Annotated in this window: 10 protein-coding genes; 8 read left to right on the top strand and 2 right to left on the bottom strand. The window is 68.2% G+C overall.

Going from position 1 to position 16,045, the window contains the following annotated elements; all coding sequences use genetic code 11:
* Window positions 1-59: 59 nt before the first annotated feature.
* Window positions 60-995, top strand: coding sequence for a methionyl-tRNA formyltransferase (locus ACLQ3I_RS15455; protein ID WP_425802984.1), 936 nt, complete (start codon window positions 60-62; stop codon window positions 993-995).
* Between the two features lie 25 nt (window positions 996-1,020).
* On the opposite strand, the gene ACLQ3I_RS15460 is transcribed toward ACLQ3I_RS15455, so the two are convergent.
* Window positions 1,021-2,685: a (2,3-dihydroxybenzoyl)adenylate synthase gene (locus ACLQ3I_RS15460; RefSeq protein ID WP_425802986.1), complete on the bottom strand. Its 1,665-nt coding sequence runs from the start codon at window positions 2,683-2,685 to the stop codon at window positions 1,021-1,023.
* A gap of 143 nt (window positions 2,686-2,828) precedes the next feature.
* Here ACLQ3I_RS15460 and ACLQ3I_RS15465 point away from each other — a divergent pair, with 143 nt between their 5' ends.
* Genes ACLQ3I_RS15465 through ACLQ3I_RS15475 form a run of 3 tightly spaced genes read left to right on the top strand, consistent with a single transcriptional unit; the run spans window position 2,829 to window position 9,033 of the window.
* Window positions 2,829-4,181, top strand: coding sequence for a salicylate synthase (locus tag ACLQ3I_RS15465; RefSeq protein WP_425802989.1), 1,353 nt, complete (start codon window positions 2,829-2,831; stop codon window positions 4,179-4,181).
* Entirely contained in the window at window positions 4,169-7,726 is a 3,558-nt protein-coding gene (locus tag ACLQ3I_RS15470) for an amino acid adenylation domain-containing protein (protein WP_425802992.1), read from the top strand. Before ACLQ3I_RS15465 ends, ACLQ3I_RS15470 begins: the two co-directional genes overlap by 13 nt.
* Entirely contained in the window at window positions 7,723-9,033 is a 1,311-nt protein-coding gene (locus ACLQ3I_RS15475) for a SidA/IucD/PvdA family monooxygenase (RefSeq protein WP_425790227.1), read from the top strand. Before ACLQ3I_RS15470 ends, ACLQ3I_RS15475 begins: the two co-directional genes overlap by 4 nt.
* A 38-nt stretch (window positions 9,034-9,071) precedes the next feature.
* Here ACLQ3I_RS15475 and ACLQ3I_RS15480 read toward each other — a convergent pair whose 3' ends face one another.
* Window positions 9,072-9,716, bottom strand: coding sequence for a GNAT family N-acetyltransferase (locus ACLQ3I_RS15480; RefSeq protein ID WP_425790225.1), 645 nt, complete (start codon window positions 9,714-9,716; stop codon window positions 9,072-9,074).
* Between the two features lie 76 nt (window positions 9,717-9,792).
* Here ACLQ3I_RS15480 and ACLQ3I_RS15485 point away from each other — a divergent pair, with 76 nt between their 5' ends.
* From ACLQ3I_RS15485 to ACLQ3I_RS15500, 4 genes are all read left to right on the top strand, one after another.
* On the top strand, window positions 9,793-10,572 hold the full coding sequence (locus tag ACLQ3I_RS15485) for a thioesterase II family protein (protein ID WP_425802994.1): 780 nt from the start codon (window positions 9,793-9,795) through the stop codon (window positions 10,570-10,572).
* Complete coding sequence (locus ACLQ3I_RS15490; RefSeq protein ID WP_425802996.1) at window positions 10,569-11,891, top strand: polyketide synthase; 1,323 nt, start codon at window positions 10,569-10,571, stop codon at window positions 11,889-11,891. The genes ACLQ3I_RS15485 and ACLQ3I_RS15490 overlap by 4 nt, the downstream gene beginning before the upstream one ends.
* Window positions 11,884-15,057: a nocobactin polyketide synthase NbtC gene (gene nbtC, locus ACLQ3I_RS15495; protein ID WP_425802999.1), complete on the top strand. Its 3,174-nt coding sequence runs from the start codon at window positions 11,884-11,886 to the stop codon at window positions 15,055-15,057. The genes ACLQ3I_RS15490 and nbtC overlap by 8 nt, the downstream gene beginning before the upstream one ends.
* Before the next feature lie 62 nt (window positions 15,058-15,119).
* Window positions 15,120-16,034 carry a hypothetical protein gene (locus ACLQ3I_RS15500; protein ID WP_425803001.1) on the top strand — a complete coding sequence of 305 codons (915 nt, stop codon included), beginning with the start codon at window positions 15,120-15,122 and terminating at the stop codon, window positions 16,032-16,034.
* Window positions 16,035-16,045 lie beyond the last annotated feature (11 nt).

Raw genomic sequence — 16,045 nt, forward strand, 5'->3', positions numbered from 1 at the left:
ACCTACCGAACGGGTCACCACCACGCGGATTGCGTTGCGCCACAAGGAGGATGAACCGAATGCGGATCGTGACCTTCGGCTACCAGACCTGGGGCCACCGGACGCTCGAGGCGCTCATCGAATCGCCGCACGAGGTCGTGTTGTCGGTGACGCACCCGCCGAGTGAGCACGCGTACGAGACCATCTGGTCGGATTCGGTCGAGGACCTCGCCCGTGAGCACGGCATACCGGTTCACCTCGCACAACGCCCCGACGACGAGTTGATCGAGCGGGTCAAGCACCTCGAACCCGACATCATCGTCGCGAACAACTGGCGCACGTGGCTGCCGCGGGAACTGTTCGACCTGCCGCCCCACGGAACGCTCAATCTGCACGACTCGCTGTTGCCGAAGTTCACCGGCTTCTCGCCGGTGATCTGGGCGCTGATCAGCGGTGAGTCCGAGGTCGGCCTCACCGCGCACCGGATGGACGACGGTCTCGACACCGGCGACGTCGTCCTCCAGCGGGCGGTTCCGATCACGTCGACGTCCACGGCGACCGAACTCGTCGCGGCCACCATCGACCTCATCCCGGGCGTTCTCGGTGATGCGCTCGAGCAGATCGAATCCGGCACAGCCGTGTGGACCCCGCAGCGGCTCGAGGACCGGACCTTCTTCCACAAGCGATCCGAGATCGATTCGGCGATCAACTGGAACTGGCCCGCCGACCAGATCGATCGACTGGTGCGGGCCCAATCCGATCCATATCCGAACGCGTACACCCACTTTCGTGGTCAGCGGTTGAGGGTCACCAAAGCATCTGTGTCCCGGTGTGTCTACGGTGGCACGCCGGGACGGGTGTTCATCCACGAAGGCGACGGCATGGTGATCGTCGCCGGCTCGGATGCGCACCTGGGGCGCAATCGAGGTCTCGTGATCGAACGGCTGCGCACCGACGACGGAGTCGAGCATGCCGCCAAGGACTTCTTCCCGCACGGGGGCGGATACCTCGGCTGAACGAGGTCGATCCGTCCGGTCCGGGTCAGGCGCCCGGCGACGGCTCCCGTAGTGCCGCCTTGTCGATCTTCCCGACGGCGGTGAGCGGGAGCGCCGGGACGACCCGCAGCGCGTCCGGGAGTTTGAACGCAGCCAAACCGCGTTCGGTCAAAAAGGCCCGGACGTCGCGCAGTTCCAGCGGCTCGGCGCGCGGGTGCTCGTATGACAGCACGACGACGGCACAGATCTTCTCACCCAGCGCGTCGTCGGGGAGTCCGATCACGGCGGCCTGCCGAATCGACCTGTGTGCCAGGAGATTCTCCTCGACGTCGTCGGCGGCCACGTTCTCGCCGCCGCGCACGACGGTGTCCTTGATCCGCCCGGTCACGGCGAGATGTCCGGAGGGCAGGCGGCGTACCTTGTCGCCGGAGCGGTAGTAGCCGTCCGATGTGAACGACCGCAGGTTGTGCTCGTCGGCGCGGTAGTAGCCCCGGATCGTGTACGGACCGCGGACCAGCAGTTCGCCCTCGGTTCCGTCGGGGACGTCGCGGCCGTCCTCGTGGACGACGCGGATCTCGTCGTACTCCGACATCGGTGCGCCCTGGGTGGTGTGCACGAGTTCCCGAGGGTCGTCGAGACGGGTGTAACAGATCAGTCCCTCGGCCATGCCGAACACCTGCTGGACCACGTCGCCGAGTGCGTCATCGAGGGCCATCGCATCCGGTGCCGCGAGTTTTGCGCCACCGACCTGGAGCAGACGCAACGAGCCGATGTCGGCGGGCTCCCATTCGGTGGCCGCGCACCACACCTGCGCGAGCGCCGGCACCAGCGCGGTGACGGTCACGCGATGGCTCTCGATGAGATCGAAAGTGTTGTCGGGACTGGGATTGTCGGTGAACACGACGTGCCCGCCGACCGTCACCATGCCGAGTATCCCGGGGCAGCAGAGCGGGAAGTTGTGGGCGGCGGGCAGCGCCACCAGGTACGTGTCGTCGGCGTTCAGCCCGGCGATCTCGCCTGACCGCCGCGCGTTGTAGGCGTAGTCGTTGTGAGTACGCGCGATGAGCTTGGGCAGCCCGGTGGTGCCGCCCGAGATGAGGAACAGGGCAGGCGCGTCCGGGTCGATGTCGCCCTCGTCCGGGAGCGGTACGTGGGCGGGATCGGCATCGGGCAGAGCCGAGAACGAGCCGGGGTCACCGTCGACGAAGACCTTCCGTACAGACGGCACCGTGTCCTGTACCGCGACGGCGAGTTCCCGGTGGTCGAATCCGCGGCGATCGTCTTCGGTGATGTAGGCGACGGCTCCGGAGCCCGCGGCGAGGTGCACGATCTCGGCGCTCCGATGGGCGGGCAGGGTCATCACCGGGACGACGCCTGCGCGGAGCAGACCGAAGAGATTGATCGCGAACTGTGCCGAATTGTGCTGCTGCAGGATCACCCGGTCACCGGGGCGCAATCCGGCCCTGGTGAAACCGGCGGCGCGTCGGGTCGCGGCCGACTCGAGTTCTGCGTACGTCAGGGTGACCGGACCGTCGACAGATGCATCGGTCACCGCAGGCGCGGTGGGCCGTTTGGAGGCTGCGTCGATGAGTACGTGCCACAGGGGCCGTCCGGGAAACACCCCGGACTCCCGATAACGGCTCGCGGCGGACGCGGGGTGCGGTGCGAAGCCGACGGTGAGGTCGGATGCGTCGGCTGTCGGGTTCTGCACGCTGGAGCCTTTCGGTGGCGTCGAGGACAGTGAATTAGGTTACCCTTATCCGCTCGCGGCTACCGCAGGGCCATAGTTTAGGCTGTCCTAAGGTTATTGCCCAAGATCGTTGCCCTGGATCTCGACACACGAAGGAAGTCCGCATGTCGTTGACTGTCGACTCGCACGCCGCCGGCGCGCCTCGTCGCCCTCGGTTGTCCCCGGAGGTCGCTGCCCGGATCTGTGCGACGTGGGCTGCGTCCGGTGAGTTCGGCGAACACGTCGTGTACGAGCGAGATCGTCGGTGGACGTTCGCTGCCGGGGTGGCGGCCAGGATCGTGGTCACCGCGACCGAGGTGATCGTCACCGAGGCCGGCCACCGGGTGTCCACCCCGTGGCATGGGGACCCGTCGACGACCGTGGCCGAAGCGCTGGATGCGCTGGCGGGCGACGAGTGGCGGGTCTACGGCTGGATCGGGTTCGACTACTGCGCGCCGTTCCACGGGCTCGTCGACAGAGTCACCGACGGCGTCGTCCTCGCGCACCTGATGGTGCCGGAGTTCGAGGCGTTCGTGGACGGCTCCGGTATCGACACGGGCACCGCCGACGACGTGCGGGCGGAGCGCCTACGGGAGCTCGCGGCGACCGCCACGTCACCGCCGGAGCCGACGCATGTCGACGTCGGTGTGGATCACGACGACTACCGGGGGCGCGTGGCCCAGGCCATCGACGAGATCACCAGGGGCGACTATCAAAAGGTCATCATGTCCCGTCGTGTCGATGTCCCGTTCGACGTCGACATCCCGGCGACCTACGCGCGGGGCCGGGCCGGCAACAATCCGGCTCGGTCGTACCTCCTCGATCTCGGGTCGTTGTCCGCGGCGGGGTTCAGCCCGGAACTGGTGCTGGCGACCGAACCCGACGGCACGGTGATCACCGAGCCGCTGGCCGGGACACGAGCGTTCGGGCGGTCGACGGAGCTCGACGCCGCCGCGCGTGCCGACCTCCTCGCCGACGCGAAGGAGATCGCGGAGCACGCGATGTCGGTCCAGGCGTGCTTCGAGGAGATCGCCTCGGTGTCACTGCCCGGTACCACGGTGGTCAGCGAGTTCATGGTGGTGCGCGAACGCGGCAGCGTCCAGCATCTGGCCTCCACCGTCCGCGGCGAGCTGTCGCCGGAGGCCGGGCCGTGGCGTGCGCTGGCCGTCCTGTTCCCGTCCATCACGGCGTCAGGAATTCCGAAATCCGATGCGCTGGAAGCCATCTACCGACTGGAACCCGATCGCCGCGGGCTCTACTCCGGTGCCGTGGTGGTGGCATCGTCAGCAGGTGACCTCGAGGCAACCCTGACCCTGCGGAGTATCTTCGCGGTCGGGAACCACGCGTGGTTGCGTGCCGGTGCCGGCATCGTCGGCCAGTCGAACCCCGACCGCGAGTTCGAGGAGACGTGCGAAAAGCTCGGGAGCGTGGCTCCTTACGTGGTCCGGCGGCATGCAGAGGGGAGATGCAGGTCATGAGCAGCCATCGTCACGAGGTCACGAGTGCGATCGCCGAAGCGCTCGACATCGCACCGGAGGACATCCGGTCCGACACCGATCTGATCGAACTCGGGCTGGATTCGATCCGGATGATGAAAATCGCAGGGCGGTGGCGCAAGCGTGGTCATCGACTGAATTTCGCGCAGCTGGCGGCCGAACCGACCGTGGATTCGTGGGCGGCGATGCTCGCGGCGACCGCCCCGGCGACCGAATCTTCGGGAATTGCTTCGGAAAGTGACCCCGATATCGTTGTGGGCCCGGACCTCTCGACATCCGATGGCACCACACAGTTGGAGCCGTTCGCCCTGGCCCCGATGCAGCACGCCTATTGGATCGGGCGCACCGAGGTGGCGGATCTCGGCGGCGTGGCCGCGCACCTCTACGTCGAATTCGACGGTGCGGGGCTGGATGCCGACCGACTGCGCTCCGCGATGGGGGCGCTGGTGGCGCTCCATCCGATGCTCCGTGCGGAATTCCGGCCGGACGGAACCCAGCGGGTCGTCCCCTCGTTGTCGCGAGACCTGCTGCAGGTCAACGACCTCCGGACCTCCGACATCGGCGGGATCGACGCCGTGCTGGCGGCGGAGCGCCGGACCAAGAGCCACCAGATGCTCGACGTCGCGGCCGGGCAGGTGGTCGATCTCACCCTCACGCTCCTGCCGGACGGCCGGCACCGCGTTCATCTCGACATCGACATGCTGGCCGCCGACGCGATGAGTTACCGTGTGCTGCTGGCCGATCTGGTCACCCTCTACGACGGGGGGACCCCACGGGTGCCGGACTACACGTACCGCGACTATCTGCAGCACCGCGCGGCGCATCCCGATCCTGCCCGCGCTCGCGACCAGTTGTGGTGGGCCGAGCGGATGGCCGATCTGCCTTCGGGTCCCGCACTACCCACGAGGAGTGAGGGTTTCGGCGAGCCCGCCGATGCTCATCGGGTGGTCAGGCACCACCACTGGGTCGATCCGGAGGCGAAGGACACGCTGCTCGCCGCGGCGCACCAACGTGGTGTGACACCGGCGATCGCGTTGGCCGCGGTCTTCGCGGCCACCATCGGGGCGTGGTCGAGTGACGACCGGTTCCTCCTGAATGTCCCACTGTTCCATCGCGAGCCGGTCCACCCAGACATCGATCGGGTGTCGGGTGATTTCAGTTCCTCGGTCCTGATCGACGTCGATGTGCGCCACGCCCAGTCCGTACTCGACCTCACGCGTGCGATGCAGAAGACGATGCACGCCAACGGATCGCACGCGAGTTATGGTGCGCTCGAGGTACTTCGAGACCTGGGCCGTACGCGTGGCGAACAGGTGATCGCGCCGGTCGTGTATACGAGTGCACTGGGCCTCGGCGAACTGTTCTCCGATGCCGTCCTCGAGCGATTGGGGGAACCCGCCTGGATCGTGTCGCAGGGGCCCCAGGTCACCCTCGACGCGCAGGTGACAGAACTGCGCGGAGGGCTGCTGCTCAACTGGGACGTAAGGGAATCGGCGTTTCCGCCCGGCGTCGTCGAGGCGATGTTCGCGCAGTACACCGCAGCCATCGAGCTGCTCGGTGACGGCGACGCCGGATGGATGGCCACGTCGGCCCCGCAACTGCCTACCGAACAGCGGGCAATCCGGGCACGGGTCAACGGGACCGCCGGTGCGACGAGCGGCTGGGTGCTCCATGAGGAGTTCTTCTCGCGATCGATCCATGAGCCGGAACGAACCGCCCTGGTCTGGCGTGACGGGTCCCTCTCGTACGGGGAACTCGCAAGGGAGGCGCTTGCGGTGGCCGGTGCCCTGCGCGGCGCGGGTGTGCTGACCGGAGACGCGGTCGGTGTGCAACTCCCGAAGGGGCCGGAGCAGGTGGTCGCCACGCTCGGCGTCTTCGCGGCGGGGGCGGTCTGGGTTCCCATCGGACACGACCAGCCCACGGCCCGCCGGACGACGATCCTCGAGACGGGTGAGATCCGCGCTCTCGTCGGCAGCGCTGTGGCACTCGAGGACGTACCGGACGGGGTGGCCGGCATCGACCTGGACCAGGCGCGCCGCCACGGCACGCCGTTTGCCGAGGCCGTCCGGCCCGATCCGGAGTCGGTGGCCTACATCCTGTTCACCTCGGGGTCCACCGGCACGCCGAAGGGCGTCGAGGTGCCGCACCGAGCCGCCATGAACACGATCGATGACATCAACGACCGGTTCTCGGTGGGTCCGGACGACCGGTCTCTCACCGTCGCCGCCCTCGAGTTCGACATCTCGGTATACGACATCTTCGGACTCTTCAGCGCAGGCGGCGCTGTGGTCGTCGTGGATGCCGATGCCGCGCGGGACCCGGCGGCCTGGCTGGAACTCCTCCGTGTGCATCGGGCGTCGATCCTCACCTGCGTCCCCAGTGCACTGGACATGTTGCTGACCGTGGCCGAGACGGAGGTGGACGGACTCGGGGATTCCGTGCGTGCGACGCTTCTGGGTGGCGACTGGGTGGGCGTCGATCTGCCGCGTCGGCTGCATGCGCTGGCGCCCGAGGCGCGATTCGCCGGACTCGGCGGGGCGACCGAGATCGCCATCCACGGCACCGTGTGCGAGGTGACCGATCCGCCGGCGCACTGGACATCGGTTCCGTTCGGGACTCCGCTGCGCAACGTCGAGTGCCGCGTGGTCGATTCGTCGGATCGCGACTGCCCGGACTGGGTCACCGGCGAACTCTGGGTCGGTGGCGCGGGTGTGGCCCGCGGCTACCGGAACGATCCGGGACGCACCGCAGACCGCTTCATCGAGCGTGAGGGGCAGCGGTGGTATCGCACCGGTGACCTCGCCCGGTACTGGCCGGACGGCACACTCGAATTCCTCGGACGCGCCGACCATCAGGTGAAGGTCCGTGGCTTCCGGGTGGAACTCGGTGAGGTCGAGGGAGCGCTGCGATCGGTGGACGGTGTCCGCCACGCCATCGCGACGGTCGTCAACGGCTCGGGCGGCCTGCGCAACCTCGTTGCCGCGATCGTCGTCGACGATGCTGCGGCGACACCATCGACGATCGAGTCGGAACTGCACAACCTGCTGCCGACATACATGATCCCGTCGCGAATCGAGATCGTCGACGCGCTCCCCCTCACCGAGAACGGGAAACTCGACCGCAAGGTGATCGGCGCCCTGCTCGACGGTGGCGATGTCGTGTCCGAAAGCATCTCTCCCGCAGATGATCTGGAGAAGGCGCTGCTCGGAATCGTGGCCGAGACGCTGTCGGTCGACCGGGAGCGGGTCGGCGTCACGGATGACTTCTTCGCGATCGGTGGTGATTCGGTGCTGGCCACGACGGTCGTCGCCCGCGTGCGGGAATGGCTGGATGCGCCGCACGTCGGGGTCGTCGACATCTTCACGGCCCGGTCGGTCCGCGAACTCGCTCGCCGCATCGACGAATCCGACGAACGGCCTGGGCGACTCGAACAGGTCGCCGCCCTGTACCTGGAAGTGGTCGAGATGGACGACGACGCCGTCGACGCGGCGACACTCGCCGACGAACTGACGGAGACCCGCCGATGAGCGTCCGGCAACCGGAGACGATGATCATCATCGGCGCGGGTCCCAAGGCGCTGGCGGTCGCGGCCAAGGCGAAGGTGATGCGTGACCTGGGCCTGCCGGCACCGCGTGTGCATGTGGTCGAAGCCCATGCCGTCGGTGCCAACTGGCAGTCCATCGGGGGATGGACCGACGGGCGGCACCGGCTCGGTACCAGCCCGGAGAAGGACATCGGTTTCCCGTATCGCTCCGCGGTGGCCGGTCGCGGAGATGGCGCGATGAATGCCGAGATCAGCAGGCGGATGCTGGATTACAGCTGGATGTCGTTCCTGGTGGAACATCAGACCTACGCCGAGTGGGTGGACCGTGGACGTCCGAACCCTCACCACAACGTATGGGCCCGCTACCTGCAATGGGTGGCCACCCGCATCGAACTGGAAGTCACCATCGGAACCGTGCGGTCGATCTCGGCCGACGAGGACCAGTGGAGTCTCGATGTCGTCGGGGCCGACGGCCACCCGATCGAGATCGTCGGGGACGGTCTGATGGTGACCGGTCCCGGATCGAGCGGTAGCGCGATGATCGACGACGAGCGGGTGCTCTCGGTGTCGGCGTTCTGGGATCTGGTGTCGCGTAGAGGATTGCCGGTCGCGTCACGTGCGGCGGTGATCGGCGGCGGTGAGACCGCAGGCTCCGCACTCGACGAACTCGTGCGCCATGAGGTGATGACCGTCTCGGTGATCTCGCCGGGTGCGACGATCTACACGCGCGGCGAGAGCTATTTCGAGAACGCCATGTTCAGCGATCCGACCGGGTGGGCGAGTCTGTCGCCGGAGGAGCGACGTGACGTGATCCGGCGCACGGACCGAGGGGTCTTCTCGGTCACGGTGCAGGAGAATCTGCTCGGGGACAACAGGGTTCACCACCTCCAGGGTCGCGTGGTAGGGGCGCGGCGCGCTGACGACCTGATCGCGGTGACACTGCACAATCCCGGGCGGCCGGCGCAGACCCACTCCTTCGATCTCGTGGTGGACGCGACCGGTGGTCAGCCGCTCTGGTTCCTCGACCTCTTCACCGAGGATGCCGCCGACATCCTGGAGCTGACACTGGGCTGGCCTCCGACGCTGGAACGCATCGAGTCGTCGATCGGACACGACCTGGCGGTGACCGGGCTGACACCCAAGCTCTATCTGCCGAACCTTGCCGGCTTCGCCCAGGGGCCGGGATTCCCGAATCTCAGCTGCCTCGGTGAGGTGTCGAATCGCATTCTTCGCCTTGCTGTCCGGCAGGGGCGCGGTGTGCGCGAATCTCGTGTCGACGAGGCCCGCTGATGGGTGGCGGGCAGCTCCGTGCGGGCGGCGGGTCGAGATCAGATCTTCGGCACGTCGGCCGCGGTGCGCCCGAGCACGTGCAGCGCGATCCTTCGGTCCGGCCGCACATCGAACTCGCCGAGGTCGGTCCAGCCATGCTTGGTCAACGCGCGCCGCATCCGCTCGTTTCGCGCATCCGGTTCGAGAACGACTCGGCGGCAACGAATATCGGCGCGGAACAGGGCGCCCGCCAGCTCGGCCATCCACGCCGACATCACGCCGCGTCCGGTGAGCCCGGGTTCCGCGGTGGCGACGTGGAGGCCCATGTCATGCGGATCGGCCGGGTACAGGGTGGCGATCTCGTCGCGCGCCGGTCGGTAGAGTTCGATGTATCCGATCTCGGTGCCGTCGAGCGACACGATCAGCGGTCGCGAGTAATCGCCGGCCAGTCGATACGCGGAGTCGGCGCGCCAGCGCTCCGCCGACCATTCCTGTTCCCAGGTCTCGACGAGATGCGGACGGGCGAACCACGAGACGAGGAGTGCCGGGTCGCCGCCGTCGGGATCGACCGGCCGCAGTGTGAATCGACCTGTCGGATCCGGGACCACCGGAGGGCCCGCGGCGTCGACTTCCGCAGTGACATCGGTGATCTCACGCCCGATCGTGTACGGGGCACCGGATCGGGTGTCGGCGGTGTTCGTCATCGGTGCTCCATTCGACCTCGTGCAGACTTTCGAGCACAGGCTAGCCTACGCTCAGTACCCCAGTGGAAATGATGAGATGACAGTCAATCAGAACACCCGGTCCCGACCCGCCCTCGGCGCGCTGCGCCAGTTTCATCAACCGTTGCGGCCCGGATCGCCGCCGTTGCTCGTGTTCGGCCACGCGGGAAGTGGCGCATCGGCGTACCGACCGCTGTCCGAGCTGTTCAGCCGGGAGTTCACGGTGCTGATCATGCAGTACCCCGGACGGCAGGACCGGATGCGTGAGCCGGCCGCGACCGCGCTGCACGATCTGGCGGCCGAGGCCTATGCCGAGTACTCGGATCGCGCCGATCTGCCCGACGTGCCGCTGACGGTGTTCGGCCACAGCATGGGTGCGCTGGTGGGCTTCGAGTTCGTCCGTTTCGCCGAAGGGGGCTCGACGCCGATCGGGCGACTGGTGGTGTCCGCGGCAACCGCACCGAGCCGGGTCGCCGACCTGCCTCCGCATCCGACCGATGACGAGGGTCTGATGGCACACCTCTCGGTATTGGAGGGCACCGGCGACGGCGTGATGGGCAGCGACGCCGTGATGCGGATGGCCCTGCCGGTGCTGCGTGCCGACTACCAGGCGTTCGACGCGTATCGGGCGAGCGCGGAGGACCGGATCGCCGCGCCGATCGGTGTGATCGGTGGAGCCGACGATCCGGTGATCAAACCGCACGATCTGCACACGTGGTCGGCCCATGCTGATGACGTCGAGGTCAGCGTGTTCGACGGCGGACACTTCTATCTGCATGAGAACGGTCCGGGAATCCTCGACGTACTGACCGAGCCCGCGGTGAGCGGACGCCGATGATGTCGTCGCCGGAGCCCATCGTCATCGCCGGAATGGCGGTCGAGGCCCCCGGGGGGATCGAGACAACCGCGGACTATTTCGTCGCGCTCGCCGACGGTGTCGAGCTCATCGAACCGTTCCCCCGGGACCGGGACTGGCCGGTCGATCAAGTCCTGGCCCTCGGATCGATCGACGGGTGGGGCGACGTCGCCGATGCGGGTGGATTCCTCCGTGGCGCCGCCGAATTCGACCCGATGTTCTTCGGGATCAGCCCTCGCGAGTCGATCGCGATGGACCCGCAGCAGCGCGTGGCGATGCGGGTGGGCTGGCGTGCCGTCGAGAATGCCGGCATCAACCCGACCGCTCTCGAGGACGAGGAGGTCGGCGTGTACATGGGGGCCTCGATGGCCGAGTACGGCCCGCGGGCCGCCGCCGTCAACGAGTTCTCCGGGCATCGGATCGCGGGCACCGCGCTGGGGGCGGTTGCCGGCCGCATCTCGCACGCACTCGGCGTGGTGGGTCCGTCGATGACCGTGGACACCGCGTGCGCGTCGTCGCTCACCGCGCTGCACCTGGCCGCGAACGCCATCCGGAACGGTGAGTGTTCCTGGGCGATCGCCGGTGGGGTCTGCGTGATGGGCTCGCCCGCCGCCTTCTTCGAGTTCGCCAAGAACAACGGCCTCGCCGCCGACGGCCACTGCCGCTCGTACAGCGCCTCGGCCACCGGCACCCTCTGGGGCGAGGGTGCGGGAGCCGTCGTGGTCGAGACGGAGGGCCGTGCGCGCCGGCTGGGTCACCGGATCCTGGGAACGGTGCTGGCGACGCGGGTCAATCACAACGGGCGGGGTGCCCCGATCGTGGTGCCCAGTGCCGAGGCCCAGCAGCGACTCGTTGAACGCACGATCGCGGCCGCGGGTGTGTGCCCGGCCGACATCGATGTGGTGGAAGGGCATGGGACGGGTACGCCGCTCGGCGACCCGATGGAGTTGCAGGCCTTGCAGAACACCTATGGCGCGGCGCGGTCGGCGCAGGAACCTGTCCTGCTCGGTTCGGTGAAATCGAATGCCGGACATGCCCAGGCGGCTGCCGGGATGATGGGTCTGATCAAGGTGTTGCTCTGCGGTCGCCATGGGATGACCGTGCCGAGTCTGTTCGCCGACGATCCCACCGACAAGGTCGACTGGGACCGTGGTGGCCTGCGGTTGTCGGCCGAATGCGCGGAGTGGCCGGCGCGCGCGGGCAGGAGGCTGGCGGCCGTGTCCAGCTTCGGGGTGGCCGGCACCAACGCGCACGCCATCGTCGCGATGCCCGCGACCGACAGAGAGATCGATCATGTCTGACAACCGCACCCCGTCACCTGAGCCGGCTGGGCCTCGGCTCCCGGACGGCCGCGTTCCGGTTCTCGTCTCGTCGGACGTCGCGGATCTGGTCTCCGACGAGGCGGCCGCCCTGCTCGCCTTCGTGCGGGGCCACCCATCGGTCTCCGTCGGCGCCGTCGGCTCCCACCTGATGCGGACGCGGCCGGCGCGGCGTCACCGGGCGCTCGTCCTCGCCGACGACCGAGCCGGCCTCGTCGACGCGCTCGAGGCCTTGGTCGACGGTCGCGCCCACCCCGCGGTGGTCCGCGGTAGCGGACCGGCGACCGCGCGCCGGGTCGCCTACACCTTTCCCGGACAGGGCAGCCAGCGCCCAGGGATGGGACGGGACCCGTACGACCTGTCGGCCCCGTTCCGACAGGCCGTCGACGCGTGTCACGAGCAGTCGATGCGGCTGTTCGGATCGTCCCCCAGGGACTACGTTCTGGGCGTCATCGATCCCGGCGATCCGTCGGCAAGCGACGTCCGGGTCATTCAGCCGGCCTTGTTCATGCAGATGGTCGGGCTGACCGCGATGTGGGATGCGGCGGGCGCCACACCGTCTCTGACGGTCGGGCACAGTCAGGGAGAGATAGCCGCCGCGGTGCGGAGCGGCGTGATGACCTTGTCGGATGCCCTGACCATCGTGACCATTCGCGCTCGCCTGGTGCACGATGTCGCACCGCGCGGGCACACGATGGCGGTGGTCGGGATCGACATCGACGAATGTGAGGACATGCTCGCCCGGCACTCGGGGTGGGCGCAACTGTCGGTGGTCAACTCCGCGCACATCCTGTGCGTCTCGGGCAAGCGCGACACCGTCCTCGAGATGGTGGATTCGCTCAGTGCGCAAGGCAAGTTCGCGAAAGAGATCCGCGTCGGATATCCCGCCCACACCAGCATCGTGAGCGAATATCAGCCGGCCTTCCTCGACGCCCTCGGTACATACCTGGAGAACTCCGTCATGCTGCCCGGCGATCTGCCGTGCATCGGAGCGACCCTCGGCGCTGCGGTCGACGAGTCGATGGCGCTGGGGGACTACTGGTTCTGGAATCTGCGCAACCGTGTCCGATTCGACAAGGCCGTTGCCGGCGCCGTTGTCGAACACCGGGCCGACTTCTTCATCGAGATGTCCGAACATCCGACCCTGCTGCTGGCGATGGGCGAAACCCTGTCGGACGTCGACGACGGCGGTCTCGCGGCACGGCCGGTGATCGGGACCTCGCGACGCGATGCCGACGGTCTCGAGGAGTTCACCCGCAATGTCGCGACGCTGGCCGTCGCCGACTCCGGATTCCGTTGGGATGCACTGATGGCCGAGTCCCGGAGCCCGATCCCGGGTGAGCCGCTCGAGGACTTCCCCAACACGGTCATGCGTCGCACCCACCTCTGGGCAGATCGGGAGTCCGGGCTCGCGGATCCGATCAACTCGCCGGAGTGGGCGGCGCGGCGTGCAGGTCGATCAGTGCACCGAATCGTCAGTGGCTGGTCTCCACTGTCCCGGCGAAAGATATTGCCACCCAGGAAGATTGCCGTTCTAGACCCGACCGGTCGAGGTGCCGGGCCGGCGGCCGCGATCCGAGCGGCGGCGCCCGGCCACGGAGCGGTGGTGACCGTGGTCGGCCCTGACGACGATCCGATACCGGCCGGCGACGTCGACACCGCGGTGCTGCTGATCGGAAGCGCCGGGAGTTCGCCGGACGCCGCGCCGGAGCTGCTGGCGGACGTGCTCGCCGACGCGCGGTGGCGGGCCGGACTCGAGACGCTGCCCGAACAATTCTGGTGGGTCACCGTGGGTGGTGAACAGGTCACCGAATCCGATCCCACCCCCGACCACGTGCACGGATCGATCACGGCGGCGCTGCGGTGCGCAGCGGCGGAGCATCCCTCGACGCGGTTCCGTCACCTCGACCTGGAGTCGTCCGACGGTGCGGCGGCCGCCGACGAGGTTGTCGCCGCACTCCACATCGCCGGCGAGCCCGAGCTCGCGATCAGGGACGGATCGGTTCATGTGAAGCGCTGGGCCACCACGGATTCGGTCGCACGAGGGCCCCAGCCGAAGCTCGACCATGTCTTGATCACCGGTGGTACGGGAAAACTCGGCCTCGAGTTCTGCGAACACTACGCGACCGCCGGGGCAGGCCGGATCACGCTGGTGAGCCGAACGGGCGGATCTACCGAGGCCGCACGGCGAATCGCGGCTCTGCGACGTCGAGTCGACACGGTGATCGACGTCGTGTCCTGCGATGTCACCGACGAGGCAGACGTGGAGCGTCTGGCCGGGACGCTCGCCGAGCCGGTGACACTTCTGCTCCACGCCGCGCTCAATTACGTCTCGACGTCGATCGACAAGATCACCCGAACCGCCGTCACGGACTCGATCGGCGCAAAGGTCGCCGGGCTACGCAACGTGGTGCGGGCACTTCCGGTCGCCGACGGCGTATCCGTGGTGGTGTGCTCGTCGCTGGCAGCCTCACTCGGCGGTCGGGACCAGGCCCTGTACGCCCTGGCGAACCGCATGCTCGGGATCGCGGCAGGGCAGCTTCGCGACAAGGGCGTCGCTGCCACGTCGATCGAGTGGGGACTCTGGCGCGTGCAGGGCCCGCTCGATGCGGACGGGGTCGCCGCGGTGGAGGGCGCCGGGGTGGTACCGATGGCCCCCGTTGCGGCCATGACGGCCGGGTTGACCGATCTGACCGGCGACAGCATCGTGCTGTCGGCCGACTGGACCGAGTTGCGCGACCTGCTCGGGCTGTTCGGATATCAGCCGGTGCTCGCCGATCTGCCGGATCTGTCCACCGACGTCGTCGGCCCGACCGCGACCGAGCATCCGCCGGTCGAGGCCACTGTCGTCGATGAGCCGAGCGATTCGATGCCCTCCCGAGGAGTCGATGCCGCCGAACCGGTGTCGCGGCCGGCCGGCGGAGAGTCGGTTGCGGACCTGCTCCGTGCCGAGCTCGCCGTCACGATGGGTCTGCAGGCCCAGGATGCCGACGTCGATCCGGATATGCCTCTGGTCGCGCTCGGACTCGATTCACTCCAGGCTCTCGACTTCCGCAAACGCGTCAAGACCGCCCTCGGCCAGGACCTGCCTGTGGAGGCAATTCTCGGTGGTGCGTCGTTGCACGAGGTTGTCGATCTCATCGGATGAGTGCGCCGCACAGTCAGTCAAGTAAGGTCAGGCTAATCAGCCTAATAAGGGGAAGTGGTCTCATGGCGACCGACTACGAATCAACGGGAACGCACACGCAGATGCCGACAGGTTATGACAACACCGATACCGGGCCCATCGGCCCGCAGGCATATTCGGCAGCTGACGGCGCCGATCTCGACGACACCGCAGGTGCCGCCGCCGACAGCGGCGATGGTGACGGCAGCGGCGGCAGCGGGGTCAACTGGCCGACCGTGATGATGGCAGGTGGCATCTCCGCGATCATCTCCGCCGTGGTCGTGACGATCGGCGTGGTGGGGCTGCTGGTATCGGACATCGGCCGCAACGGCGACGCGGCCGGTGGCGCCCAGCCGACAGTCGTCAACCTCGGCTCGGCGCAGAGCGCTGCTCCGCAGGCAGCGGCACCGCAGGGGTCCGCCGCGAATCCTCCGGCCGCGGTGCCGGGAGCCGCCCCGGGTGCGGCAGGGGCTCCCGCAGGCGAGGGCAGCAGCGCCGATCTCCCGGCCGGGGGAGGTGCGTCAGGAGGCGGGATGGTGCCGGGCACGGCACCGCAGGCCGTTCCGCAGGCGCCCGCTGCCCAGGCCCCGGCCCAGCAGCAGTCTGCACATCCGGCGAAGAGCCCGGCGCAGTTGCAGAACGATCTCGACACCCTGATCGGCACCGGCTCGACGGCTCGTAAGGCCCAAGGCCTCGAGGGGGGCTCCAAGGCGGTCCGCCAGGCGCAGCCCATCGTGGCGCTCCTGCAGCGGTTCCGTCCGTTGGGTATGACCTACCGCATCACCGGCCCCGTGACGGTCACCGGCAACACCATGAAAGCGACTCTCGAACTCCGTTCTCCCGGTTGGCAACCCGCGCGTATGCCGCTCTACTGGGTATGGCAGGGCGGGCAATGGAAGCTGTCCAATCGCTCCATCTGTGACCTGGGCGCCTACGGCGGCATTCCCTGCTCCCTGTGACACGGTGGGCG

This window comes from Gordonia sp. DT101, from assembly GCF_049844895.1.
Classification (GTDB): domain Bacteria; phylum Actinomycetota; class Actinomycetes; order Mycobacteriales; family Mycobacteriaceae; genus Gordonia.

What these genes read in the sequence shown, in the direction of transcription:
- ACLQ3I_RS15455 (WP_425802984.1), top strand. Translation starts at nt 60, where the DNA reads ATGCGGATCGTGACCTTCGGCTACCAGACCTGGGGCCACCGGACGCTC.
- ACLQ3I_RS15465 (WP_425802989.1), top strand. Translation starts at nt 2,829, where the DNA reads ATGTCGTTGACTGTCGACTCGCACGCCGCCGGCGCGCCTCGTCGCCCT.
- ACLQ3I_RS15470 (WP_425802992.1), top strand. Translation starts at nt 4,169, where the DNA reads ATGCAGGTCATGAGCAGCCATCGTCACGAGGTCACGAGTGCGATCGCC.
- ACLQ3I_RS15475 (WP_425790227.1), top strand. Translation starts at nt 7,723, where the DNA reads ATGAGCGTCCGGCAACCGGAGACGATGATCATCATCGGCGCGGGTCCC.
- ACLQ3I_RS15480 (WP_425790225.1), bottom strand. Translation starts at nt 9,716, where the DNA reads ATGACGAACACCGCCGACACCCGATCCGGTGCCCCGTACACGATCGGG.
- ACLQ3I_RS15485 (WP_425802994.1), top strand. Translation starts at nt 9,793, where the DNA reads ATGACAGTCAATCAGAACACCCGGTCCCGACCCGCCCTCGGCGCGCTG.
- ACLQ3I_RS15490 (WP_425802996.1), top strand. Translation starts at nt 10,569, where the DNA reads ATGATGTCGTCGCCGGAGCCCATCGTCATCGCCGGAATGGCGGTCGAG.
- nbtC (WP_425802999.1), top strand. Translation starts at nt 11,884, where the DNA reads ATGTCTGACAACCGCACCCCGTCACCTGAGCCGGCTGGGCCTCGGCTC.
- ACLQ3I_RS15500 (WP_425803001.1), top strand. Translation starts at nt 15,120, where the DNA reads ATGGCGACCGACTACGAATCAACGGGAACGCACACGCAGATGCCGACA.